At 68.3% G+C, this 25,473-nt stretch carries 18 protein-coding genes; 11 read left to right on the forward strand and 7 right to left on the reverse strand.

Annotated elements, in window-relative coordinates:
• The first annotated feature begins 124 nt into the window (after positions 1-124).
• The 4 genes from rpoB to ACAZ03_RS00740 all read left to right on the forward strand — a co-directional run bounded on the left by rpoB (position 125) and on the right by ACAZ03_RS00740 (position 9,873).
• A complete protein-coding gene (rpoB, locus tag ACAZ03_RS00725) occupies positions 125-4,264 on the forward strand; it encodes a DNA-directed RNA polymerase subunit beta (protein ID WP_373355418.1) in 4,140 nt (1,379 codons plus the stop codon).
• Positions 4,264-5,109 carry a hypothetical protein gene (locus ACAZ03_RS00730; RefSeq protein WP_373355419.1) on the forward strand — a complete coding sequence of 282 codons (846 nt, stop codon included), beginning with the start codon at positions 4,264-4,266 and terminating at the stop codon, positions 5,107-5,109. Before rpoB ends, ACAZ03_RS00730 begins: the two co-directional genes overlap by 1 nt.
• Positions 5,106-9,350: a DNA-directed RNA polymerase subunit beta' gene (rpoC, locus tag ACAZ03_RS00735; protein ID WP_373355420.1), complete on the forward strand. Its 4,245-nt coding sequence runs from the start codon at positions 5,106-5,108 to the stop codon at positions 9,348-9,350. The genes ACAZ03_RS00730 and rpoC overlap by 4 nt, the downstream gene beginning before the upstream one ends.
• Before the next feature lie 124 nt (positions 9,351-9,474).
• The gene (locus ACAZ03_RS00740) at positions 9,475-9,873 is read left to right on the forward strand and encodes a GFA family protein (protein ID WP_373357015.1); all 399 of its coding nucleotides are present in this window, start codon (positions 9,475-9,477) and stop codon (positions 9,871-9,873) included.
• Positions 9,874-9,894: 21 nt separating this feature from the next.
• On the opposite strand, the gene ACAZ03_RS00745 is transcribed toward ACAZ03_RS00740, so the two are convergent.
• Positions 9,895-10,503 (reverse strand): alpha-ketoglutarate-dependent dioxygenase AlkB, encoded by a 609-nt coding sequence (locus tag ACAZ03_RS00745; RefSeq protein ID WP_373355421.1) that lies wholly within the window; start codon positions 10,501-10,503, stop codon positions 9,895-9,897.
• 170 nt (positions 10,504-10,673) lie between these two features.
• On the opposite strand from ACAZ03_RS00745, the gene dnaK reads away from it, so the two are divergent.
• The 3 genes from dnaK (at position 10,674) to radC (ending at position 14,803) form a co-directional block, all read left to right on the forward strand.
• Positions 10,674-12,593 carry a molecular chaperone DnaK gene (gene dnaK / locus ACAZ03_RS00750; RefSeq protein WP_373355422.1) on the forward strand — a complete coding sequence of 640 codons (1,920 nt, stop codon included), beginning with the start codon at positions 10,674-10,676 and terminating at the stop codon, positions 12,591-12,593.
• Positions 12,594-12,667: 74 nt separating this feature from the next.
• Positions 12,668-13,831, forward strand: coding sequence for a molecular chaperone DnaJ (gene dnaJ, locus ACAZ03_RS00755; RefSeq protein WP_373355423.1), 1,164 nt, complete (start codon positions 12,668-12,670; stop codon positions 13,829-13,831).
• A 204-nt stretch (positions 13,832-14,035) separates the two neighbouring features.
• Positions 14,036-14,803: a DNA repair protein RadC gene (radC, locus tag ACAZ03_RS00760; RefSeq protein ID WP_373355424.1), complete on the forward strand. Its 768-nt coding sequence runs from the start codon at positions 14,036-14,038 to the stop codon at positions 14,801-14,803.
• Between the two features lie 150 nt (positions 14,804-14,953).
• Here radC and ACAZ03_RS00765 read toward each other — a convergent pair whose 3' ends face one another.
• Together ACAZ03_RS00765 and ACAZ03_RS00770 are read right to left on the reverse strand one after the other, a co-directional pair.
• The gene (locus ACAZ03_RS00765) at positions 14,954-15,655 is read right to left on the reverse strand and encodes a DsbA family protein (protein ID WP_373355425.1); all 702 of its coding nucleotides are present in this window, start codon (positions 15,653-15,655) and stop codon (positions 14,954-14,956) included.
• A complete protein-coding gene (locus tag ACAZ03_RS00770; protein ID WP_373355426.1) occupies positions 15,652-16,179 on the reverse strand; it encodes a DUF721 domain-containing protein in 528 nt (175 codons plus the stop codon). The genes ACAZ03_RS00765 and ACAZ03_RS00770 overlap by 4 nt, the downstream gene beginning before the upstream one ends.
• A 90-nt stretch (positions 16,180-16,269) precedes the next feature.
• Here ACAZ03_RS00770 and mutY point away from each other — a divergent pair, with 90 nt between their 5' ends.
• Both mutY and ACAZ03_RS00780 read left to right on the forward strand, forming a co-directional pair.
• Complete coding sequence (gene mutY, locus ACAZ03_RS00775; RefSeq protein WP_373355427.1) at positions 16,270-17,322, forward strand: A/G-specific adenine glycosylase; 1,053 nt, start codon at positions 16,270-16,272, stop codon at positions 17,320-17,322.
• A gap of 45 nt (positions 17,323-17,367) precedes the next feature.
• The gene (locus ACAZ03_RS00780) at positions 17,368-18,525 is read left to right on the forward strand and encodes an alkane 1-monooxygenase (protein WP_373355428.1); all 1,158 of its coding nucleotides are present in this window, start codon (positions 17,368-17,370) and stop codon (positions 18,523-18,525) included.
• Positions 18,526-18,975: 450 nt separating this feature from the next.
• On the opposite strand, the gene ACAZ03_RS00785 is transcribed toward ACAZ03_RS00780, so the two are convergent.
• From ACAZ03_RS00785 to ACAZ03_RS00795, 3 genes are all read right to left on the reverse strand, one after another.
• Positions 18,976-19,407 (reverse strand): peptidylprolyl isomerase, encoded by a 432-nt coding sequence (locus ACAZ03_RS00785; protein WP_373355429.1) that lies wholly within the window; start codon positions 19,405-19,407, stop codon positions 18,976-18,978.
• Between the two features lie 169 nt (positions 19,408-19,576).
• The gene (clpB, locus tag ACAZ03_RS00790; protein WP_373355430.1) at positions 19,577-22,189 is read right to left on the reverse strand and encodes an ATP-dependent chaperone ClpB; all 2,613 of its coding nucleotides are present in this window, start codon (positions 22,187-22,189) and stop codon (positions 19,577-19,579) included.
• A 78-nt stretch (positions 22,190-22,267) separates the two neighbouring features.
• Positions 22,268-23,011, reverse strand: a complete 744-nt coding sequence (locus ACAZ03_RS00795) for a copper homeostasis protein CutC (RefSeq protein WP_373355431.1) — start codon at positions 23,009-23,011, stop codon at positions 22,268-22,270.
• Positions 23,012-23,098: 87 nt separating this feature from the next.
• Between ACAZ03_RS00795 and pyrF the strand changes: the two genes are divergently transcribed.
• Positions 23,099-23,821, forward strand: coding sequence for an orotidine-5'-phosphate decarboxylase (gene pyrF / locus ACAZ03_RS00800; RefSeq protein WP_373355432.1), 723 nt, complete (start codon positions 23,099-23,101; stop codon positions 23,819-23,821).
• Positions 23,822-23,918: 97 nt separating this feature from the next.
• On the forward strand, positions 23,919-24,515 hold the full coding sequence (gene pncA, locus ACAZ03_RS00805; RefSeq protein ID WP_373357016.1) for a bifunctional nicotinamidase/pyrazinamidase: 597 nt from the start codon (positions 23,919-23,921) through the stop codon (positions 24,513-24,515).
• Here the strand turns inward: pncA and ACAZ03_RS00810 are convergent.
• Positions 24,505-25,458, reverse strand: a complete 954-nt coding sequence (locus tag ACAZ03_RS00810; RefSeq protein WP_373355433.1) for an NAD(P)-dependent alcohol dehydrogenase — start codon at positions 25,456-25,458, stop codon at positions 24,505-24,507. The two genes, pncA and ACAZ03_RS00810, sit on opposite strands and share 11 nt — an antisense overlap.
• Positions 25,459-25,473: the final 15 nt, after the last annotated feature.

The raw sequence follows: 25,473 nt of genomic DNA on the forward strand, positions 1-25,473 counted from the left end.
CGGGCGGCGCCGGTTGGGCCCGGGCGCCAGGAATAGACCTCCCTCCCGTTCTCGAAGGGGCGCCAGCCGCGCGAGCCCCGGCGCGGCAGGCCCTCGGCAAGAGATGTGAAAGGCGATATCGCTCATGGCGCAATCCTTCCTCGGCCAGAAACGACTTCGGAAATACTACGGCAAGATCCGCGAAGTGCTGGAGCTGCCGAACCTCATCGAGGTGCAGAAAGCCTCCTACGACCTGTTCCTCCGCTCGGGTGAGGCGCCCGAGCCCACCGACGGCGAAGGCCTGCAGGGCGTCTTCCAGTCGGTCTTCCCGATCAAGGATTTCAACGAGACCGCCGTTCTCGAATTCGTCTCCTACGAGCTGGAAAAGCCGAAGTACGACGTCGAGGAGTGCATGCAGCGTGACATGACCTACAGCGCCCCGCTGAAGGTCACGCTGCGGCTCATCGTGTTCGATGTCGACGAAGACACCGGCGCCAAGTCCGTGAAGGGCATCAAGGAGCAGGACGTGTTCATGGGCGACATGCCGCTCATGACGCCGAACGGCACGTTCATCGTCAACGGCACCGAGCGGGTCATCGTCAGCCAGATGCACCGCTCCCCGGGCGTGTTCTTCGACCACGACAAGGGCAAGACCCACTCGTCGGGCAAGCTGCTCTTCGCCTGCCGGATCATCCCCTATCGCGGCTCGTGGCTCGACTTCGAATTCGACGCCAAGGACCTCGTCTACGCGCGCATCGACCGCCGCCGGAAGCTGCCGGTGACGACGCTGCTCTATGCGCTGGGCCTCGACCAGGAAGGCATCATGGATGCCTATTACAACACGGTCGATTACCATTTCGACAAGAAGGCCAACGGCTGGAAGACGAAGTTCTTCCCCGAGCGCGTGCGCGGCACGCGCCCGACCTTCGACCTCGTGGATGCCGACACCGGCGAGGTGATCGCCAAGTCCGGCGAGAAGGTAACGCCGCGCAAGGTGAAGAAGCTGATCGACGACGCCCAGGTGACCTCGCTGATGGTCCCCTTCCGCAACATCGTCGGCAAGTATGTCGCCAAGGACATCATCAACGAAGAGACCGGCGCGATCTATGTCGAGGCCGGCGACGAGCTGACGCTCGAGATGGACAAGGACGGCGAGATCATCGGCGGCTCCGTCAAGGAACTGCTGGATGAGGGCTTCACCGACATCCCGGTGCTCGACATCGACAACATCAATGTCGGCCCGTACATGCGCAACACCATGGCGACGGACAAGAACATGTCGCGGGAGACGGCTCTCCTCGACATCTACCGCGTCATGCGCCCCGGCGAGCCGCCGACCGTCGATGCCGCCTCGGCGCTGTTCGACACGCTGTTCTTCGACAGCGAGCGCTACGACCTCTCGGCCGTCGGCCGGGTGAAGATGAACATGCGCCTCGACCTCGATGCCGAGGACACGCAGCGCACGCTGCGCAAGGAAGACATCGTCTCCTGCATCAAGGCGCTGGTGGACCTGCGCGACGGCAAGGGCGAGGTCGATGACATCGACCACCTCGGCAACCGCCGCGTCCGCTCCGTCGGCGAGCTGATGGAGAACCAGTATCGCGTCGGGCTTCTCCGCATGGAGCGCGCGATCAAGGAGCGCATGTCCTCCGTCGAGATCGACACGGTCATGCCGCAGGACCTCATCAACGCGAAGCCCGCCGCGGCCGCGGTGCGGGAGTTCTTCGGCTCCTCGCAGCTCTCGCAGTTCATGGACCAGACGAACCCGCTTTCGGAAGTCTCCCACAAGCGCCGCCTCTCGGCGCTTGGCCCGGGCGGCCTGACCCGCGAGCGTGCCGGCTTCGAGGTGCGCGACGTGCACCCGACGCACTACGGCCGGATGTGCCCGATCGAGACGCCGGAAGGCCCCAACATCGGCCTCATCAACAACCTCGCGACCTTCGCGCGGGTCAACAAGTACGGCTTCATCGAGACCCCCTACCGTCATGTGAAGGACGGGCAGGTGACCGATGAGGTCCGCTACATGTCGGCCACGGAAGAGCAGCGCCACATTGTCGCGCAGGCGAACGCCAATCTCGACGAGAACGGCCGCTTCGTGAACGACCTGGTGAACACCCGGCAGGCCGGCGAATACACGCTGGCCCCGTCGGAGAATGTCGACCTGATCGACGTGAGCCCGAAGCAGCTCGTCTCGGTCGCGGCCTCGCTCATTCCGTTCCTCGAGAATGACGACGCCAACCGGGCGCTCATGGGCTCCAACATGCAGAAGCAGGCCGTGCCGCTCCTGCAGGCCGAAGCGCCGCTCGTCGGCACCGGCATGGAGGGCGTCGTCGCCCGCGATTCCGGCGCCGCCATCATGGCGCGCCGCGGCGGCATCATCGACCAGGTGGACGCGATGCGCATCGTCGTGCGCGCCACGGAAGATCTCGAGGTCGGCGACCCCGGCGTCGACATCTACCGGATGCGCAAGTTCCAGCGCTCGAACCAGAACACCTGCATCAACCAGCGGCCGCTGGTGAAGGTGGGTGACGTGGTCTCGAAGGGCGAGGTCATCGCCGACGGCCCGTCGACGGACATGGGCGAGCTCGCGCTCGGCAAGAACGTCGTCGTCGCCTTCATGCCGTGGAACGGCTACAACTACGAGGACTCGATCCTGATCTCCGAGCGCATCGTGCGCGACGACGTGTTCACCTCGATCCATATCGAGGAGTTCGAGGTCGCCGCCCGTGACACCAAGCTCGGGCCGGAAGAGATCACCCGCGACATCCCGAACGTCGGCGAGGAAGCCCTGCGCAACCTCGACGAAGCCGGGATCGTCTATATCGGCGCCGAAGTGGGGCCGGGCGACATCCTCGTGGGCAAGATCACTCCCAAGGGCGAAAGCCCGATGACGCCGGAGGAAAAGCTGCTCCGCGCCATCTTCGGCGAGAAGGCCTCCGACGTTCGCGACACCTCGCTCCGGCTGCCGCCGGGCGACTTCGGCACCATTGTCGAGGTGCGGGTGTTCAACCGGCACGGCGTCGACAAGGACGAGCGCGCGCTGCAGATCGAGCGTGAAGAGGTCGAGCGCCTGGCACGTGACCGGGACGACGAGCTCGCCATCCTCGACCGCAACATCTACGCGCGTCTGAAGGAGATGATCCTCGGCAAGCAGGCCGTGAAGGGCCCGAAGGGCTTCAAGGCGAACAGCCAGATCACGGAAGAGGTCCTCTCCGACCTCTCCCGCGGCCAGTGGTGGCAGCTCGCCCTCGCCGACGAGGACGATGCCAAGATCGTCGAGGCGCTCAACGAGCAATACGAGGCGCAGAAGCGCACGCTCGATGCCCGCTTCGAGGACAAGGTCGAGAAGGTCCGCCGTGGCGACGATCTGCCTCCGGGCGTCATGAAGATGGTCAAGGTCTTCGTGGCCGTGAAGCGCAAGCTGCAGCCGGGCGACAAGATGGCCGGCCGTCACGGCAACAAGGGCGTCATCTCGCGCGTCGTGCCGATGGAGGACATGCCGTTCCTCGAGGACGGCACCCCGGTGGACTTCTGCCTCAACCCGCTCGGCGTGCCGAGCCGGATGAACGTCGGCCAGATCCTGGAGACGCACACCGGCTGGGCCGCCCGCGGCCTCGGCATCAAGATCGACGAGGCGCTGCAGGAATACCGGCGCTCCGGTGACCTGACGCCGGTCCGCGAGGCCATGCGCATCGCCTATGGCGACGATGTCTACGACGAGGGCATCGAGGGCATGGAAGAGGGGATCCTGGTCGAGGCGGCCGGCAACGTCACGGGCGGCGTGCCGATCGCGACGCCGGTCTTCGACGGCGCCAAGGAAGGCGATGTGGACGACGCGCTCCGCCGCGCCGGTTTCGACCAGTCGGGCCAGTCCCGTCTGTTCGACGGCCGGACCGGCGAGCCCTTCAGCCGCCGTGTGACGGTCGGCGTGAAGTACCTCCTCAAGCTGCACCACCTGGTGGACGACAAGATCCACGCCCGCTCGACCGGCCCCTACTCGCTGGTCACCCAGCAGCCGCTGGGCGGCAAGGCGCAGTTCGGCGGTCAGCGCTTCGGCGAGATGGAGGTCTGGGCGCTCGAAGCCTACGGCGCCGCCTACACGCTGCAGGAGATGCTGACGGTCAAGTCCGACGACGTGGCCGGCCGGACGAAGGTCTACGAGAGCATCGTCAAGGGCGAGGACAACTTCGAGGCCGGCGTGCCGGAATCGTTCAACGTGCTGGTCAAGGAAGTCCGGGGTCTCGGGCTCAACATGGAGCTTCTGGACGCGGAGGAGGAGGAGTAATGGCGCTGCTCACCGGCCGCGCCAAGGCTCGCCGCGAGCCTGACGCGGTGCTGGAGGCCTTCCGCGCCTGGCTGCCGGACAGCGTGACCATTGCCGAGCCCTCCGGGGCCCGCGTGGTGGCGCTCGACGGGGCCAAGCTGCCGGGGCTGACGCTCAAGGGCAGCTTCGGGCCGGGGGCGCATCTGATCCTCTGGGGGGGCTTTCAGCCCTCCGCCGAGGTGCCGGTGACCATCCGCGCCCGCAGGAGCGTGCCCGACGATCTGATGATCGGCATCGGCCCGGTGGAATCCGGGGCGGTGACGATCAACGTCGTCGGCCAGGGCGGCCGTCTGGCCGTCGGCGCCTCGCGGAAGATGCACCTGACGTGCAACCTCCTGCACGATTCCGAAGTGGTGTTCGGCGACGACACCACGACGGAGCGGGCGGCGGTGACCTGCCGGCACGGCCATGTGCGGCTCGGGCGCGACTGCATGCTGTCGAGCGATGTCGAGATCGACGCGGCCCAGCACCACGGGCTTGTCGATCTGTCGGGCGACACGCCCCGGCTCGACGACCGGCCCTCGGGCGTCACGGTCGGCGACCATGTCTGGCTCGGCAAAACCTCCATGCTGATCGGGCGCGCCTCGGTCGGCAGCGGCTCCATCATCGGTGCGGGGTCGGTCTTCGCCGGCGCCGCGCCCGCCAATACGGCTCTTGCGGGCAACCCCGCCAAGGTCCTGCGCGAAAGCGTGACCTGGAGCCGCAAATACGATGCCATCGACCCGGCGACGCTGGGCTACATTTCGACTTTGCAAGGAACCGGGCCTGCCTCTGCGGCCGCCGGTTTCGAGGAGACGGCGCAATGAACCAGGAACTGACCAACAACCCGTTCAATCCCCTGGCCCCGGCCAAGATGTTCGACGAGATCCGGGTGTCGCTGGCGAGCCCCGAGCGGATCCTGTCGTGGTCCTTCGGCGAGATCAAGAAGCCCGAGACGATCAACTACCGGACCTTCAAGCCCGAGCGCGACGGCCTGTTCTGCGCCCGGATCTTCGGGCCGATCAAGGATTACGAGTGCCTCTGCGGCAAGTACAAGCGCATGAAGTATCGCGGCGTCGTCTGCGAGAAATGCGGTGTGGAAGTGACGCTCCAGAAGGTGCGCCGCGAGCGGATGGGCCATATCGAGCTCGCCGCCCCGGTCGCGCATATCTGGTTCCTCAAGTCGCTGCCGAGCCGGATCGGGCTCATGCTCGACATGACGCTCCGTGACCTCGAGCGGATCCTCTATTTCGAGAACTACGTCGTCATCGAGCCCGGCCTGACGGACCTGACCTACGGCCAGCTCCTGACGGAAGAGGAGTTCCTCGACGCCCAGGACGCCTACGGGATGGACGCCTTCACGGCGAACATCGGCGCCGAGGCGATCCGCGAGATGCTCTCCCAGATCGACCTCGAGGCCGAGGCCGAGCAGCTTCGTGCCGACCTCAAGGAGGCCACCGGCGAGCTGAAGCCGAAGAAGATCATCAAGCGTCTGAAGATCGTCGAGAGCTTCATCGAATCCGGCAACCGCCCGGAGTGGATGATCATGACCGTGATCCCGGTCATCCCGCCGGAGCTGCGCCCGCTGGTGCCGCTCGACGGCGGCCGCTTCGCGACCTCCGACCTCAACGACCTGTACCGCCGCGTCATCAACCGGAACAACCGCCTCAAGCGGCTGATCGAGCTGCGCGCGCCGGACATCATCGTCCGCAACGAGAAGCGGATGCTGCAGGAATCGGTCGACGCGCTCTTCGACAACGGCCGCCGCGGCCGCGTCATCACGGGCGCCAACAAGCGCCCGCTTAAGTCGCTGTCCGACATGCTCAAGGGCAAGCAGGGGCGGTTCCGCCAGAACCTCCTCGGCAAGCGGGTCGACTTCTCGGGCCGCTCGGTCATCGTGACGGGCCCCGAGCTGAAGCTGCACCAGTGCGGCCTGCCGAAGAAGATGGCGCTCGAGCTCTTCAAGCCGTTCATCTACTCGCGGCTGGAAGCGAAGGGCCTCAGCTCCACCGTCAAGCAGGCGAAGAAGCTGGTCGAGAAAGAGCGCCCGGAAGTCTGGGACATCCTCGACGAGGTGATCCGCGAGCACCCGGTCATGCTGAACCGGGCGCCGACGCTGCACCGCCTCGGCATCCAGGCGTTCGAGCCGATCCTGATCGAGGGCAAGGCCATCCAGCTTCACCCGCTGGTCTGCTCGGCCTTCAACGCCGACTTCGACGGCGACCAGATGGCCGTGCACGTGCCCCTCTCGCTGGAAGCCCAGCTCGAGGCGCGCGTCCTGATGATGTCGACCAACAACGTGCTGTCGCCCGCCAACGGCGCGCCGATCATCGTGCCCTCGCAGGACATGGTGCTCGGGCTCTACTACGTGACGATCCAGCGTGAAAACATGGTCGGCGAAGGCATGTCCTTCGGCTCCGTCGAGGAGGTCGAGCACGCGCTCGCCTCCGGCGCCGTGCACCTGCACGCCAAGATCACCGCGCGGATCAAGCAGATCGACGAGACCGGCAACGAGGTGATGCAGCGCGTCGAGACCACCCCGGGCCGCCTGCGGCTCGGCGGGCTCCTGCCGCTCAACGCCAAGGCGCCGTTCGAACTGGTCAACCGCCTCCTCCGCAAGAAGGAGGTGCAGCAGGTCATCGACACCGTCTACCGCTACTGCGGCCAGAAGGAATCGGTCATCTTCTGCGACCAGATCATGTCGATGGGCTTCAAGGAGGCCTTCAAGGCCGGCATCTCCTTCGGCAAGGACGACATGGTCGTGCCCGAAGCGAAGTGGGAGCTGGTCGAAGAGACCCGCGAGCAGGTCAAGGACTTCGAACAGCAGTACATGGACGGCCTGATCACCCAGGGTGAGAAGTACAACAAGGTCGTCGACGCCTGGTCGAAGTGCAACGACAAGGTCACCGCCGCGATGATGGCGACGATCTCGGCCACCCGGAAGGACGAGGACGGCCGCGAGATGGAGCCCAACTCCGTCTACATGATGGCTCACTCCGGTGCCCGGGGCTCGGTGACGCAGATGAAGCAGCTCGGCGGGATGCGCGGCCTGATGGCCAAGCCCTCCGGCGAGATCATCGAGACGCCGATCATCTCGAACTTCAAGGAAGGCCTGACGGTGCTGGAGTACTTCAACTCCACCCACGGCGCCCGGAAAGGTCTGTCGGACACGGCTCTGAAGACGGCCAACTCCGGCTACCTGACCCGCCGTCTCGTCGACGTGGCGCAGGACTGCATCGTGCGCGAGCATGATTGCGGCACCGGCCAGGCGATCACCGCGGAAGCGGCGATCAACGACGGCGAGGTGGTCTCGTCGCTGGCCGAGCGCGTGCTCGGCCGCGTGGCGGCGGATGACGTCCTCCGCCCCGGCAGCGACGAGGTTATCGTGAAGGCCGGCGAGCTGATCGACGAGCGCAAGGCCGACATGATCGACACTGCCGCCGTCGCCAAGATGCGCATCCGCTCGCCGCTCACCTGCGAGTCGGAGGATGGCGTATGCGCCATGTGCTACGGGCGTGACCTCGCGCGCGGCACCATGGTCAACCAGGGCGAGGCTGTCGGCATCATCGCCGCGCAGTCCATCGGCGAGCCCGGCACGCAGCTGACGATGCGGACCTTCCACATCGGCGGCGTCGCGCAGGGTGGCCAGCAGTCCTTCCTGGAAGCCAGCCAGCCCGGCAAGATCGAGTTCCGGAATGCGCAGCTTCTGGAAAACGACGCGGGCGACCAGATCGCCGTGGGGCGCAACATGGTCCTGGCCATCGTCGGTGACGAGGGCGAGGAGCGCGCGACCCACAAGATCGGCTACGGCACCAAGCTCATCGTCAAGGACGGGCAGGAGATCGCCCGTGGCGACAAGCTGATCGAATGGGACCCCTATACCCTGCCGATCATCGCCGAGAAGGGCGGCAAGGCCCGCTTCGTCGACCTCGTGACCGGCATCGCCGTCCGCGAGGACACGGACGACGCGACGGGCATGACCCAGCGCATCGTCTCCGACTGGCGCTCGGTGCCGAAGGGCAGCGATCTCAAGCCCGAGATCCTGATCGTCGGCGAGGATGGCGAGCCGATCCGGGGCGACTCGGGCAACCCGGTGAGCTACCAGATGTCGGTGGACGCGATCCTCTCCGTCGAGGACGGGCAGGACGTGAAGGCCGGCGACGTCGTGGCGCGGATCCCGCGGGAAGGCGCGAAGACGAAGGACATCACCGGGGGTCTCCCGCGTGTGGCCGAACTCTTCGAGGCCCGCCGTCCGAAGGATCACGCCATCATCGCCGAGATCGACGGCTATGTGCGCTTCGGCAAGGACTACAAGAACAAGCGCCGCATCGCCATCGAGCCGGCGGACGACAGCTTCGAGCGCGTCGAGTACATGGTGCCGAAGGGCAAACACATCCCGGTGCAGGAAGGCGACTTCGTGCAGAAGGGCGACTACATCATGGACGGCAACCCTGCCCCCCATGACATCCTCGCCATCATGGGTGTGGAGGCTCTGGCCGACTACATGATCAACGAAGTGCAGGACGTCTATCGACTGCAGGGCGTGAAGATCAACGACAAGCACATCGAGGTCATCGTCCGGCAGATGCTGCAGAAGATCGAGATCACCGAAAGCGGCGATACCGTTCTTCTCAGGGGCGAGCATGTCGACAAGGGCGAGTTCGACGAGGCGAATGCCAAGTCGCTCTCGAAGGGCGGCCGCCCGGCCGAAGGGGCGCCGATCCTGCTTGGCATCACCAAGGCGAGCCTGCAGACGCGCAGCTTCATCTCCGCCGCCTCCTTCCAGGAGACGACGCGGGTGCTCACGGAAGCCTCCGTGCAGGGCAAGCGCGACAAGCTCGTCGGGCTGAAGGAGAACGTCATCGTCGGCCGGCTGATCCCGGCGGGCACCGGTGGCGCCACCTCCCGCGTCCGCAAGGTGGCCTCCGACCGCGATCACCAGGTGATCGAGGAACGGCGTGAAGCTGCGGAAGCCGCGGCGGCCCTCGCGGCCCCGACGGAGGAAGACGTGATCGGCGGCGACGAGTTCGACCAGATCATCGTCGATACCCCGGAAAGCCGCGACTGACGCCAGCGGCACTGACATCGAGAGGGCCCGCCGGGAGACCGGCGGGCCCTCTTTCGTTCCTGACAGCTCCTGTCAGGGGGAGGGCGCTAGAGACGGTCCTGGGCAAGGGAGACCGCACTTGACCATGAAGACCTACCAAGGGTCCTGCCATTGCAAGGCCATCCGCCTCGAGGCGGAGATCGACTTCGCCGAGGACGGTACCGGCAAGTGCAACTGCACCTGGTGCTTCAAGCATCGCTACTGGAGCGTCACTATCCCGCCCGAGCGCTTCCGGGCGATCAGCGAGGGGCCGAAACTGCCCGAGACCGGCGAGAGCGCGCTGGGGATGGCCTGCGCCCGCTGCGGCATCCTGACCTTCGCGCGCACCGAGCCGACCGAATGGAGCCCCGAGCCGAGGGTGGCGATCAGCGTGGCCGCCCTCGACGGGCTGGACCCGGCGGAGCTTCTGGCCGCGCCCGTCCGCTATTGCGACGGGCTGCGCGACAACTGGTGGTCACCACCCGACGAGGTGCGCCACCTCTGAGGCCGCCCCGGACTCGGCCGCTCAGGTCACCACCCGCATCGTCAGGTTGATCCGCCCGCCGCCGTCCAGGAGCGTCGAGCTGCCCTCCCGCAGCTTGTCCACCCCGTGATAGACGAGCCGCGCCGGCCCGCCGATCACGGCGACATCGCCGGAACGGAGCCAGTGGCTCTCCGTCTTGCCGCCCTTCTCGGTGTTGCCCACCCGGAAGAGCGCGTCGTTGCCGAGCGAGATCGAGACGACCGGCTGCGTGAGGTCAGCCTCGTCGCGATCCTGATGCAGCCCCATCCGCGCGCCGCCGCGGTAGAGGTTCACCAGGCAGCTCTCCGGCGATCGTGCCTTCGGCGCCACCGCCGCCCAGACCGCCGCCGCCGTCGCCGGAATCTCCGGCCATGGCGCCCCGGTCACCGGGTGGCGCGGCTCGTAGCGGTAGCCCCGCCGGTCGCTCACCCAGCCGTAGCGGCCCGAGGAGGTCATCTGCACGCTCATGGGCTTGCCCCAGCGGGTCTCGGGGCGGAAGAGCGGCGCCGCCGCCACCACGCCGCGCAGCTCCTCCAGGAGCCGTGCCTGAGCCGCCGCGTCGAGCCAGCCGGGGAAGATGCGAACGCCGCGTAGGTCAATCGGGGCTGACATTTCTGGCATTCTCTCCCCCTCTCGCGTGGTTGCAGGCGCCCGGTGCCGTTCCTATATAGCGGCTGGTCAGGCGAAGCGTCATCGCTCCGTCACCTACCCAACCCACTGGCCGGGGTGCCGCTTCCCGGGCCCCGCCCTTCAAACCGCCTAACGTCAAGGGATTTGAACACATGGCCAAAGTCATCGGTATCGACCTCGGGACAACCAACTCCTGCGTCGCCATCATGGATGGGTCGCAGCCCCGCGTGATCGAGAATTCCGAGGGCGCGCGTACCACGCCCTCCATCGTCGCCTTCACCGAAGAAGAGCGGCTCGTCGGCCAGCCCGCCAAGCGGCAGGCCGTCACCAACCCCGACAACACCATCTTCGCCGTCAAGCGCCTGATCGGCCGCCGCACGGACGACGCCGAGGTCGACAAGGACAAGAAACTCGTCCCCTACGACATCGTCGACGGCGGCAATGGCGACGCCTGGGTCAAGGCCCGTGGCGAGACCTATTCGCCCAGCCAGATCAGCGCCTTCATCCTCGGCAAGATGAAGGAAACCGCCGAGTCCTATCTCGGCGAGGAGGTGACGCAGGCCGTCATCACCGTGCCCGCCTATTTCAACGACCAGCAGCGTCAGGCCACGAAGGACGCCGGCAAGATCGCCGGGCTCGAGGTGCTGCGCATCATCAACGAGCCGACGGCCGCCGCGCTGGCCTACGGGCTCGACAAGAAAGAGGCCCGGACGATCGCCGTCTATGACCTCGGCGGCGGCACGTTCGACGTGACCATCCTCGAGATCGACGACGGTCTCTTCGAGGTGAAGTCGACCAACGGCGACACCTTCCTCGGTGGCGAAGACTTCGACATGCGCATCGTCAGCTACCTCGCCGACGAGTTCAAGAAAGAGCACGGCGTCGACCTGACGAAGGACAAGATGGCCCTTCAGCGCCTGAAGGAAGCCGCCGAGAAGGCCAAGATCGAGCTCTCGTCCTCGACGCAGACCGAGATCAACCAGCCGTTCATCTCGATGGGCTCCAACGGTCAGCCGCTGCACATGGTCATGAAGCTGACCCGCGCGAAGCTGGAAAGCCTCGTCGGCGATCTCATCAAGAAGTCCATCAAGCCCTGCCAGTCGGCCCTCAAGGATGCCGGCATCGGCGTCGGCGACGTGGACGAGGTCGTTCTCGTCGGCGGCATGACCCGGATGCCCAAGGTCGTCGAGGAAGTGACGAAGTTCTTCGGCAAGGAGCCCCACAAGGGCGTGAACCCCGACGAGGTCGTGGCGCTCGGCGCCGCCATCCAGGCGGGCGTCCTGCAGGGCGACGTGAAGGACGTGGTGCTGCTCGACGTGACGCCGCTCTCGCTCGGCATCGAGACGCTGGGCGGGGTCTTCACCCGGCTCATCGACCGCAACACCACGATCCCGACCAAGAAGTCCCAGGTCTTTTCGACCGCCGAGGACAACCAGAACGCCGTGACCATCCGCGTCTTCCAAGGCGAGCGCGAGATGGCCGCCGACAACAAGATGCTCGGCCAGTTCAATCTGGAAGACATCCCGCCGGCGCCGCGCGGCCTGCCGAAGATCGAGGTCACCTTCGACATCGACGCCAACGGCATCGTAAACGTCTCGGCCCGCGACCAGGGCACGGGCAAGGAGCAGAAGATCACCATCCAGGCCTCCGGCGGCCTGACCGATGACGACATCGAGCGCATGGTGAAGGATGCCGAGGACAATGCCGAATCGGACAAGAAGCGCCGCGGCCTCGTCGATGCCAAGAACCAGGCGGAAAGCCTGATCCACTCGACCGAGAAGTCGATCGAGGAGCATGGCAGCAAGGTCGATCCCTCCACCGTCGAGGCGATCGAGCTGGCGCTCGCCGCGCTCAAGGACGAGCTGGAAGGCGACGACCCGGAGAAGATCCGCGCCGGCATCAACAACGTCACCGAGGCCTCGATGCGGCTCGGCGAAGCCATCTACAAGGCCACCCAGGAAGAGGGCGGCGAGGCGGAGCCCGACATGCGCGGTGCCGATGAAGCCGATGACGAGGGCATCGTCGACGCCGATTTCGAGGATCTCGGCGAAGACGACAAGCGGGGTCAGTGACCTTTTGACAAGGCGGCGGGCCGGCTTCCGGGCGGAGGCCGGCCCGGCCCGTTCCGGAAGGGGACGACACCGATATGGCAAAACGCGATTTTTATGAGGTGCTTGGCGTCGCGAAGGGCGCCAGCCCGGACGAGATCAAGAAGGCATACCGGGGCAAGGCGAAGGAGCTGCACCCCGACCGCAATGCCGACAAGCCGGATGCCGAGGCGCAGTTCAAGGAAGTGAACGAGGCCTATGACGTCCTGAAGGATGCCGAGAAAAAGGCCGCCTACGACCGCTTCGGCCACGCCGCCTTCGACGGCGGCATGGGCCAGCGCCCGGGCGGCAGCTATCGCCCCGGTGCGGGGCAGGGCGACTTCGCCTCCTCCTTCTCCGACGTGTTCGACGATCTCTTCGGCGATTTCATGGGCCGCGCCGGTGCCGGCGGGGCCGCGGCCGGCCGCGCCCGCGCGACGCGCGGCAACGACCTGCGCTACAACCTGCGCGTGACGCTCGAAGAGGCCTTCGGCGGCATGACGAAGACGCTGAACGTGCCCACCTCCGTCGCCTGCGACGTATGTTCGGGCACCGGCGCCGCCGGCGGCAGCGAGCCGCAGACCTGCCCGACCTGTTCGGGCATGGGCAAGGTGCGCGCGCAGCAGGGCTTCTTCACGGTGGAGCGGACCTGCCCCACCTGCAACGGCCTCGGCCAGACGATCAAGAACCCCTGCCGCAACTGCGGCGGCGCCGGCCGGGTCGAGAAGGAGCGCTCGCTCTCCGTCAACATCCCCGCGGGGGTGGAGACGGGTACGCGCATCCGGCTCGCCGGCGAAGGCGAGGCGGGGCTGCGCGGCGGCCCGGCGGGCGACCTCTACATCTTCATCGAGGTGAAGGAGCACGCGCTCTTCCAGCGCGACGGCGTGCATCTGCACTGCCGCGTGCCGGTCAGCATGGCGACGGCGGCGCTCGGCGGCGAGATCGACGTGCCGACGATCGACGGCGGCAAGAGCCGGGTGAAGATCCCCGAGGGCTCGCAGAACGGCCGCCAGATGCGCCTGCGCGCCAAGGGCATGCCCGCGCTCCGCGGCGGCCCGCCCGGCGACATGTTCATCGAGCTGGCCGTCGAGACGCCGGTCAAACTCTCCTCGCGCCAGAAGGAGCTCCTGCGCGAGTTCGACAAGCTGAGCGAGGAGAACAACCCCCAGAGCGCCGGCTTCTTCAAGTCGGTCAAGGGGTTCTGGGATTCGATGAAGGGCTGAGGCCCCGGCCTCTCCCCGTCTTTGCTCCCGATAAATCCTCGGGGGGAGTCGGCCCCCGGGCCGACGGGGGGCAGACAGCCCCCCGCCCCCCTCTCCGCCCGGAGCTGCCGCGACAAAATTCTCCTCGAAGAATTTTGGGCCCGGCCGCGCCCGGCGTGCGCAGCCTTAACCTCCCCTTCACCATCGCCCCCGCAGGCTCCCCCCATGAGCGCGCGCGGCTTTTCCGACGGTCAACTCCCGTTCCCCGCCCTTGGGGACGAGGCGGCGCCGGTGGCCGCCCTCGCCCCCGGCGCCCGCGTGCCCTCCTACATGGCCGATCATCGCAAGCGGCTGCGGGAGCGCTTCATGGCCGGTGGCGGCGGGCCGATGCCGGACTACGAGCTGCTGGAGCTCCTTCTTTTTCGCGCGATCCCCCGGCAGGACGTGAAGCCCCTTGCCCGGCGGCTGATCGACACCTTCGGCTCGCTCGGCGGCGTCCTCGCCGCACCGCTGCCCCGCCTTCTGGAGGTGGAAGGCATCGGCGAGGCGGTGCTCTGCGAGCTGAAGGTGGTGGAGGCGGCGGCCCACCGGATGGCGCGCGCCAAGGTGCTGCAGCGGCACGTCATCTCGTCCTGGCAGCAGGTGCTGGATTATTGCCACACGACCATGGCCCACAGGGAGACGGAGCAGTTCCGCATCCTCTTCCTCGACCGCAAGAACGTGCTCATCGCCGACGAGGAGCAGGCGCGCGGCACGATCGACCATGTGCCGGTCTATCCGCGCGAGGTGGTCAAACGGGCGCTGGAGCTCAACGCCTCCGCCCTCATCCTCGTGCATAACCACCCGTCGGGTGATCCGACGCCAAGCGAGACGGATATCCAGATGACCGCCTCCATCGCCCGCGCCGCCGAGGCGCTGGGGCTGACGATCCACGATCATCTGGTGATCGGCCGGGAGAAGGAGCTGAGCTTCCGCGCCGAGGGGCTGCTCTAGGGCGCGTCTCGGGGCTGCGATTCTCGGAACGATAGTCGCGGGCGGGAACCGCGCCGTTTGCCGGCACCGCTGCGCCACGCCGCCAGAAGGGCGCCGCATGCCCTATGGAGCTCGGGGGCGGAAACCCTACGGCGTCCGCCCCCGGAAGGCTTACTCCGCGCCCGCCTCGGCCAGCGCCTCGTCGAGGATCGCCGAGAGGTCGTCATAGGCCATGTTGGAATATTTCTCGCCCTGCACCATCAGCGTGGGCGTCGCCTGCACCTCGTCGGCCTCGGCATTCTCCTGGAACCAGGCGACCAGCGTCTCGGCCGTCGTCGCGTCCGACAGGCAGGCATCCACCTGCTCGCCGTCGAGCCCGGCCTGGATGCCGAGGCGGCGGAGGTTGTCGGCGATGGCCGCCGGGTCGCGGCCGCCGGCGATCCACTCGCTCTGCGTTTCGTAGATCAGGTCGTGGATGCCGAAGAACCGCAGCTCGCCGCCGCAGCGGGCGACCATCGAGGCCCAGAGACCGAAGCGGTCGAAATAGACCTCGCGGAAGATGAACCGCACCTTGCCGGTGTCGATATAGTCGCGCTTCAGCTCCTGGTACTGCTCGGCATGGAAGGCCGCGCAATGCGGGCAGGTGAAGGAGCCGTATTCGATCATCGTCACCGGCGCGTCGGGGTCGCCGAGCACCATGTCCTGGACGGTGGAGGTATCGATCTCCGCCGCCTCGGGGCTCTCGGCATCCTGCGCATTGGCGGCGCCGGGCAGATCGAAGCTCGTCTGGCCCGGCTGCGGCCGGGTGAAGGCCCAGGTGCCGCCGACGGCAGCGGTGCCGGCGAGAAGGATAAGGGCGGTACGCCTGTTCATTGGGTCTCTCCCGAAACTCGTTTGGCTTTGGTCAACACGTTTGCGCCGAGTTGCGCAAGGGCGGCGCGCAGCGCCTCGTCCCTCACGCCCTCGGTGAGGGTGGCGGCGCTCTGCGACGCGGCCGGGCTCGGGCCCTTGGGCGCGGCCTTGGCGGTGAAGGGGGTCTGGCCCTCGGCGAAGCCGGAGGGCGCCGTCTGCGTCAGGCGGATATGGGCGATGGCATTGTAGCCGTAGCAGGCATTCACCCGCTCGCGGAGCCGCTCCTTTTCCATCTCGAGCACCGGCCCGTGGGCGCCCTGGACGAGCAGGACGAGGCTCGCGCCCATGCCGCCCCGCGCATAGCTCACCTCGACCGGGCGGCAGATGCGGGCCAGCGCCTCGCCCGCCACCTCCTCCCAATGCGTCACCAGCCGCGCGACCGAGAAGCCGCGCGCCTCCGCGCCCCGGCGGATGTCGGGGGCGAGGATGGAATCGACCTTCTTCAGGCCGTAGGTGGAGCTGTCTCGTCTGGGCTTCTGGCTCATCACGGGGCATCTTAACGGGCGGCGAAGACGAGGCCACGGAAACCTTTGCAACGGTCCATAAAAGATGCGTGACGGCTTTGTGTGATGGGCATGTCTGACGGGGCCACGAGCCCCGATCCCGGCGAGCTCCTCGCCTGGTACGACCGCCATGCGCGGGCGTTGCCCTGGCGGGTGCCGCCGGGGGCGGCGCATCGGGCCGATCCCTATCGGGTGTGGCTGTCCGAAATCATGCTCCAGCAGACGACCGTCCCGGCGGTGAAGCCCTATTTCGAGCGGTTCCTGACGCGCTGGCCGGATGTGGCCGCCCTCGCGGCCGCCGAGGATGCCGAGGTCATGGCCGCCTGGGCGGGTCTCGGCTACTACGCCCGCGCGAGGAACCTCCTCAAATGCGCGCGGGTCGTGGCGGGGGAGCTGGGCGGGGTCTTTCCTGACACCGCCGAGGGCCTGCGGGCCCTGCCCGGCATCGGCCCCTATACTGCCGGCGCCATTGCCGCCATCGCCTTCGGCCGGCCCGAGCCGGTGGTCGACGGCAATGTCGAGCGGGTCATGGCGCGGCTCTACGACATCGCCGAGCCGCTCCCCGGCGCCAAGGCTTCGATGCGGGCGCGGGCCGCGGCACTGACGCCGGAGGCCCGCCCCGGCGACTATGCGCAGGCGGTGATGGATCTCGGGGCGACGATCTGCACGCCGCGCTCCCCGGCCTGCGGGATCTGCCCCTGGCGGGAGCCCTGCCTCGCCCGGGCGCGGGGCACCCAAGGGGAGCGGCCGGTGCCGGCGCCGAAGAAGGGCAAGCCGACCCGCTTCGGCATCGCCTATGCGGGCCTGCGGGAGGACGGGCTCTGGCTCCTCGAGACGCGCCCCGCCAAGGGCCTCCTCGGCGGGATGCTCGGCTGGCCGGGGTCGGACTGGGCCGAGGGCACGCCGGAGGAGGCGCCGCCGGCAAAGGCCGGCTGGCAGGATGCCGGCGCCGAGGCCCGCCACACCTTCACGCATTTCCACCTGCGGCTGCAGGTGCGCGTCGCGCATCTGCCCCTCTCGGCGAAGCCCGCGCGCGGCAGCTTCCAGCCGCTCGATCCGGCGAGCCTGCCCACGGTGATGCGCAAGGTCCATGCCATCGCCGCGCCGGCGCTCCGCCATGATTGAGCCCGCCTGCCCTGTCACCTAGAGTGGCCTTGAGGGAGCCCGCCCATGAGTGACACCAGCCGCAGCCCTGACCGCCCCGCCGTCTCGCGCTTTACCCGGGCGCTGCCCTTCGGCCTGTCGCTGCTGCTCGTGCCGCTGGCGGCCTGGGCCGCCATCATGGGCGGCTGGTGGGTGCTGACGCTGCCGGCGGCGACGCTCTGGATCTTCTCGCTCATCGACTGGGCCGGGGGGCTCAACCTGTCGAACGAAGACCCGGAGACGGCGGACGAGGACCTTTTCTGGTACCGCGCCCTGACGGCCGCCTGGGTGCCGATCCAGGCCGTCATCATCTTCGGCACGCTCGCCTATGTGCATCAGACGGAGCATCTGTCTCTCCTCGAGAAATGGGCGCTCTTCGCCGGGATCGGCGTGCCCTCGGGCACGATCGGCATCGTCTATGCCCATGAGCTGATGCATCAGAAGCCGGCCTGGGAGCGCTGGCTGGCCGACCTCTTGCTCGGCATGGTGCTCTACAGCCATTTCCGCTCGGAGCATCTGCGCGTCCACCACCCCTGGGTCGGCACGCCGCGCGATGCGGTGACGGCGCGCTATGGCGAGGGGTTCCACCGCTTCTTCCCGCGTGTGCTCAGCGAGGCGCCCGTCTCGGCCTTCCGGGCAGAGACGGCGATGCTGGCGCGGCGCGGCCTGCCCTGGTGGCACCGGCGCAACCCCTTCTGGCGTTATCTGGTGCTGCAGGTTGGCTTCATCGCCCTCGCGATGCTGATCGCGGGCTGGGAGGGGCTCTTCCTCTTCTGCACCCAGGCCTTCTTCGCGGTCTGGCAGCTCGAGCTGACGAATTACGTCGAGCATTACGGGCTGACGCGGCGCCATCTGGGGGAGGGCCGCTACGAGCACCAGATGCCGCATCATTCCTGGAACGCCGCGCACCGCATGTCGAACTGGCTGCTCATCAACCTGCAGCGCCACTCCGACCATCATGTGAAACCCGACCGGCGGTTCCCCCTGCTCCAGACCTATGGGGAATCGGAGGCGCCGCAGCTGCCCTATGGCTATACGATCATGGGGGCGCTCGCGATGTATCCGCGGGGGTGGAAGCGGGTGATGAACCCGAAGGTCCGCGCCTGGCGCCAGCGCTTCTATCCCGACATCGAGGATTGGCGGCCCTACAACAAGGGAACGAACCCTCTGCCCGCGCGGGCGTGAGGGGCGGCGCGCGGGTGCCTGCCGCTCAGGACAAGCTTTCAACCTACCCATTGCGAAACGCTTGTGCGGTACCCCCGCCCGATACGCGCCGCAGGCGCAGGGCAAGCGCCGGGTCGTCCCGCGGGTCGGCGCTCCGGTGGGGCTGGGCATGAGCTCCGGGCGGGGAGGTTGGTTGCCGCATAAAGTGCGCCGCGCCACCGTCGGGAGCGCCAACCCACGGGCCGGCGCTCGCCCCGCGCGGCGAGGTTGAGGGGGGTGGTGGGTTGGAAACCCACCCTACGGATCGCCCCGACGGTCGCGCAGTGCAGCTGGGTGCGGGCCGTTGGCGCTCGGGCGGGCCGGTCGCCGCATCCGCACGGTGGGTTTGTAACCCACCATTCCCCGCCCCCCGGAACGACAAAGGGCGAGGCCAATGGCCCCGCCCTTCGCACGTCTCGATATGTCCGGCGATCAGGCCGGCTGCACGTCGACGAGCTCGACCTCGAAGGTCAGCTCCTTGCCGGCGAGCGGGTGGTTGGCGTCGAGAACGACTTCGCTCTCGGTCACTTTCTCCACCGTCACGGGCACGGCCTGGCCCTGCGGCGTCTGCATCTGCAGGCGGGTGCCGGGGTCGAGCGGGATGTTGTCGGGGATCTGCGTCCGGGCGACCGTCTGCTTGGCATTGGGGTCGCGCTCGCCATAGGCAGCGGCGGCGGGGACGGTGACCGTCTTGCTCTCGCCGACCGTCATGCCCGGCATGGCGGCGTCGAGGCCCGGAATGATCTGGCCGGCGCCGACCTGAAAGCTCAGCGGGTCGCGGCCCTGGCTGGAATCGAAGGTCTCGCCGTCGGTGGTGCCGGTGTAATGAATGCGCACAGTGTCGCCTTGCTTGACCTGGGTCATGAGCGTCTCCTGTTCTGATTTTGGGTGAATTGGCGGAGGCCGCGCCAAGCGGGTGCTCCGTAAGTCTCCCCCTAAAGACTAGGGGGTCTGCCCCGGGTTTCAACCGCTCGGGGCCGAAAAACTCGGGATTTCCTGAGGAAAGGGCGGGATTTCTCCCGCCCCTCACCCCTTAGTGAACCACGGCGCCCTCGGGCCGCGGCCGGTTCGAGCCGCCGACGCGGCTGCCGAGGATCAGCCCCTCGGGCCCGGCAGAGACGGGCAGCGTCTCGCCGTCATGCACCTCGCCGGCGAGGATCATCTCGGCCAGCGGGTCCTGCAGGGCGCGCTGGATGACGCGTTTCAAGGGCCGCGCGCCGAAGACCGGGTCGTAGCCTTCCTCGGCCAGCCAGGCTTTCGCGCTGTCGTCCAGCGTGAGGTTAATGCCTCGCGCCACCAGCCGCTTGGCGAGCCGGGCGAGCTGGATCTCGACGATGCCGCCCATGTCCTTCCGCCCGAGCCGGTCGAAGACGATGATCTCGTCGAGCCGGTTGAGGAACTCGGGGCGGAAATGGGCGCGCACCGCGTCCATCACGTCGCGCTTGGCCGCCGAGGCGTCCGTCCCGTCGGGGAGCTGGCTCAGAGCCTGCGCGCCGAGGTTGGAGGTCAGCACGATCAGCGTCTGCTTGAAGTCGACCGTGCGGCCCTGGCCATCGGTGAGCACACCGTCGTCCAGCACCTGCAGGAGCACGTTGAAGACGTCGGGGTGGGCCTTCTCGACCTCGTCGAAGAGCACGACCTGATAGGGCCGGCGCCTCACGGCTTCGGTCAGCACGCCGCCCTCGTCATAGCCGACATAGCCCGGCGGGGCGCCGATCAGGCGGGCCACGGAGTGCTTTTCCATGAACTCGCTCATGTCGATGCGCACCATGGCGCCGTCGTCGTCGAAGAGGAACTCCGCGACGGCCTTGGTCAGCTCCGTCTTGCCGACGCCGGTCGGGCCGAGGAAGAGGAACGAGCCGAGCGGCCGCCCCTCGTCGTTCAGCCCGGCGCGCGCGCGGCGGACGGCGTTGGCGACGGCCCGCACGGCGGCATCCTGGCCGATGACGCGCTTGTGGAGCCCGTCTTCCATGCGCAGGAGCTTCTCGCGCTCGCCTTCGAGCATCCGGCTGGTCGGGATGCCCGTCCAGCGCTCGACGACCTCGGCGATCTGCTCGGGGCCGACGGCCTCTTCGACCATGACCTCGCCGGTATCATCCGCCTCGGCCAGCTTGCGCTCCAGCTCCGGGATGATCCCGTAGGAGAGCTCGCCCGCCTTGCCGAGGTTGCCCTCGCGCTTGGCGATCTCGAGATCGGCGCGGGCGCGGTCGAGCTTTTCCTTCAGCTCGCGGCCGGATTCGAGCCGGTCGCGCTCCGCCTGCCACTTGGCGGTCATGGCATGGGATTTCTCCTCGAGCCCGGCAAGCTCGCCCTCGAGCTTCTCGAGCCGCGCGGCGGAGGCGTCGTCGCTCTCATGGCGGAGCGCCTCGGCCTCGATCTGCAACTGCAGGATCTGCCGGTCGAGCGCGTCGAGCTCCTCGGGTTTGGAATCGACCTCCATCCGCAGCCGCGACGCCGCCTCGTCCATCAGGTCGATGGCCTTGTCGGGCAGGAAGCGGTCGGTGATGTAGCGGTTGGAAAGCTGGGCGGCGGCGACCAGCGCAGAGTCGCTGATCCGCACCCCGTGGTGCAGCTCGTATTTCTCCTTGATGCCGCGGAGGATCGAGATCGTGTCCTCCACCGTCGGCTCCTCGACCAGCAGAGGCTGGAAGCGGCGGGCCAGGGCGGCGTCCTTCTCGACATACTTGCGGTATTCATCGAGCGTCGTGGCGCCGACGCAGTGGAGTTCACCGCGGGCGAGCGCCGGCTTGATGAGGTTGGCGGCATCCATGGCGCCGTCGGATTTGCCGGCCCCCACGAGCGTGTGCATCTCGTCGATGAAGAGGATCACCTCGCCGGCGGCGGCGGTGATCTCGTTCAGCACGGCCTTCAGCCGCTCCTCGAACTCGCCGCGATATTTCGCGCCGGCGATGAGCGCGCCCATGTCGAGGGCGAGGAGCTTCTTGTTCCGCAGGCTCTCGGGCACGTCGCCGTTGACGATGCGCAGCGCCAGCCCCTCGGCGATGGCGGTCTTGCCGGTGCCGGGCTCGCCGATGAGAACCGGGTTGTTCTTCGTGCGGCGGGAAAGGATCTGCATGGCGCGGCGGATCTCTTCATCCCGGCCGATGATCGGGTCGATCTTGCCCTCCTCGGCGGCCTTGGTGAGGTCGCGGGCGTATTTCTCGAGCGCCTCGAAGTTGCTCTCGGCGGAGGCCGAGTCCGCCGTGCGGCCCTTGCGGATGTCGTTGATCGCGGCGTTGAGCTTCTGGGCATTGACGCCGCCGGCCTCCAGCGCCTCGCGCGAGCGGCCGGAATGCATGGCGAGCGCCGTCAGCAGCCGTTCGACCGTGACGTAGCTGTCGCCCGCCTTCTTGGCGAGCTTCTCCGCCTCGTCGAGGACGCGGACGGTGGAATTGTCCATATAGACCTGCGCAGCATCGCCGGTGACCTTCGGCTCCTTGGCGATGGCGGCATCGGTGGCCTGGCGGGCGGCGGCGGCATTGCCTCCGGCCCGGGCAATGAGCCCCGCGGCCATGCCTTCCTCGTCGTCCATGAGCGCTTTCAGGACGTGCAGCGGCTTCAGGCGCTGGTGGTTCTCACGGGCGGCAATGGTCTGGGCGGCCTGCAGAAAGCCGCGCGCCCGCTCGGTGAACTTCTCCAAGTTCATGTCGTCTCTCCTCTTCAAGCACCCCGGGGTTTGGCGATGCCCGCCAGGCGGCACATCGGCCTCTTGGGGCCTCGGGGCTTATCTGGTGTCGGGGGAGACCTGTTGCAAGTCTGCCATAGCGGTTTTCAGCCGCCGGATCTCCTCTGCCGAGGTGACGCGGAGCCCGGGGGTGGCGAAGCCGAGCTCGCGCAGCCGGGGGGCCGGATCGGCGGGCAGCGCGCAGGAGGCATGGAGGTCGCAGCCGGGCATTGCGGTGAGGAGCTGGGCGGCAGTCTCCGCCCGCACGCCACCGCCCGGCATGATCGCCGGGGTGCCGGCGGCGAGGCGCAGCGCCTCGCGGAGGCGGGGCAGGCCATCGACGGCGCGGGGGGCGCCGCCGGAGGTGAGAATGCGGGCGATGCCGAGCCGGCGGCAGAGCGCGATGGCCGCCGCCTGGTCGGGCACGAGGTCGAAAGCGCGGTGGAGCGCGATCTCCATCCCCTCCGCCGCCTCGGCAAGGCGGGAGAGGACCTCGGCATCAAGACTGCCGTCGGGGAGCGAGGCGCCGATGACGACGCCGGCGAGCCCAGCCTCGCGGGCGGAGGCGATGTCGGCCAGCGCCGCGCCCTCCTCGTCGAGCCCCATCTCGAAGCCGCCGGGCGCGGGGCGGATCAGCGCCATGACCGGCAGGCCGCATTCGGCGGCCAGCACCATCATGCCGGCGGAGGCGGTGAGCCCGCCGATTTCCAGTGCCGCGCAGAGCTCGATCCTGTCCGCCCCACCGTCGACGGCGGCGGCGAGGCCGGCGGGAGAATCGACGGCGATTTCAAGGGCGCTGGTCATGAGCGGCAGCTAGCGCCCGGGCGGCGGCCGAGGCAAGGGGAGGCTTGACCCCGGGGGCCTCAGGGGCGATGACGGCGAAAATCCGGGATGACAGCCATGGACGACCGTCTGATCGTGGCCCTCGACGTGCCGCATGCGCTCGCGGGGATCGAGCTTGCCGACCGGCTCGGCGATACCGTCAGTTTCTACAAGATCGGGCTCGGGATGCTCTCCGGCGGCGGCCTCGCGCTGGCGCGGGAGCTGAAGGACGAGCGCGGCAAGCGCATCTTCCTCGACATGAAGCTCTTCGACATCGGCGCGACGGTGGAGGCGGCGGTGCGGGGGCTCTGCCAGTTTGACCTCAATTTCCTGACCGTCCACGGCGACCCCCATGTGGTGCGCGCCGCCAAGGAGGGCGCCGGGGGGTCTGGGCTGAAGATCCTTGCCGTCACGGTGCTGACCTCGCTGGAGCGGGCCGACCTCGACGAGGGGATGATGGCGCCGGGCGATGTGCCGGAGGTGGTGACCGAGCGGGCCGCAAGGGCGCTCGCCGCCGGGGCCGACGGCGTGATCTGCTCGCCGCAGGAGGCGCATCTGGTGCGCGCCCTCGGCGAGGCGGACGGCAAGCTGATCGTGACGCCGGGGGTGCGGCCGGTGGGCAGCGATCTCGGCGACCAGAAGCGGGTGATGACACCGGCCGAAGCCGTGGCCGCCGGCGCCGACCATGTGGTGGTCGGCCGGCCGGTCTGGCGCGCAGCGGACCCGAGGGCGGCGGCCGAGGCGATCGTCGCCGAGCTGAACTCGGCACGGGCGCTCATGGCGAACCACTAGGGCTGTTCAGCGGAGCGCCTGCGGCGCGTTCCTTTGAGTGCGGCGGGGGCCTTGCCCCCACACCCCCAGGATTTTTTGGAGCAAAGACATGCGGGATATGGGCGAGGCTTTGGTCGTCATTGATGTGCAGAACGATTTTCTGCCGGGCGGGGCGCTGGCCGTCGCCGGGGGGGACGAGATCGTCCCCGGCATCAATGCGCTGATGGACGAGTTTCACGCCGTCGTGTTGACGCAGGACTGGCACCCGGCGGGGCACAGCTCCTTCGCCTCTTCGCATCCGGGGGCGGCGCCCATGTCGCTCACCCAGATGCCCTATGGGCCGCAGGTGCTTTGGCCGGATCACTGCGTGCAGGGGAGCGAGGGGGCCGCCTTCGCGCCGGGGCTGCGGGTGGATGGCGACCTCATCCTCCGCAAGGGCTTCCGGCCGGAGGTCGACAGCTATTCCGCCTTCTTCGAGAACGACCACACGACGCCGACGGGGCTCGAGGGCTATCTGAAGAGCCGGGGGATCACGAGCGTGACCCTCGTCGGCCTCGCCACAGATTTCTGCGTCGCCTATTCGGCGCTCGATGCAGTGAAGCTCGGCTTCACCGTCGAGCTCCGGCGCGACCTCTGTCGGGGGATCGACCTCGACGGCTCGCTCGGGGCGGCGGTGGAGGAGATGCGGGGCGCCGGGGTGATGCTCAGGGGGTGACCACCAGCTTGCCGGCGATCTCGCCGGCGCCCATGGCGGCCAGCGCCCCGGGCGTGTCCGCCAGCGGCACCACGGCGCCGATCACCGGGCGGAGGGTGCCGGCCTCGACCATCGCCAGAAGCTCTGGAAGCCGCGCCGGCCCCTGCGGCACGATCAGGAGACCGGCGCGGCGGCCCTGCCGGTCGGCGCCACGGAGCGTGCCGCCGACGGCGCTCCAGAAGGCCCGCATCGGGCCGCCGACCATCATGTAGCGCCCGCCGGGGCGGAGGCAGGGGCGGATCGCCCGCATGGGGCGGGTGCCGTAGAGGTCGAGGATCACGTCCCATGTCGCGCCGGTCCTGGTGAAATCTTTGTGGGCGTGGTCCATCACCTCTGCCGCCCCGGCGGCCCGCATGACCTCCGCCTTGCCGGCATTGTCCACCGCCGTCACCACCCCGCCCCGCGCCACGGCGAGCTGGATCGCCAGCGGCCCGGAGCCGCCGCCGGCGCCGTTGACCAGTACCCGCTGGCCGGGCAGCACGCGCTCCATCGCCTTCAGCGCGATGGTGCCGGATTGGGGGAGGGCGGCGGCATCGACGTCTGACACGCCCGGCGGGATCTTCACGAAGCGGCTGGCCGGCGCGGCGACGCGCTCGGCAAAGCCGCCCCAGTGCTCCATGAGGTCGGCGACCACCCTGTCCCCCGGCGCAAAGCCGGTGACGCCCGCGCCCAAAGCCTCCACCACGCCTGCGACATCGGAGCCGGGGATCGTCTCGCGCCCGCGGAACCGGCGGGTGAGGCGGGCATAGGCCGGGGTGCCGGTGATCACCTCCCAGTCCGAGGCATTGGCGCCGCAGGCCGTCACCCGCAGCAGCAAGCCGCCCGGCCTGACCTCGGGGTCCGGCCAGTCGCGGAGAACCAGAGGCTCCGGTCGTGCGTATCCTCTTTGAACGATGGCGCGCATGGCGCCCATCCTTTC

The organism is Pseudoroseicyclus sp. CXY001, assembly GCF_041714655.1.
GTDB lineage: Bacteria > Pseudomonadota > Alphaproteobacteria > Rhodobacterales > Rhodobacteraceae > Pseudoroseicyclus_A.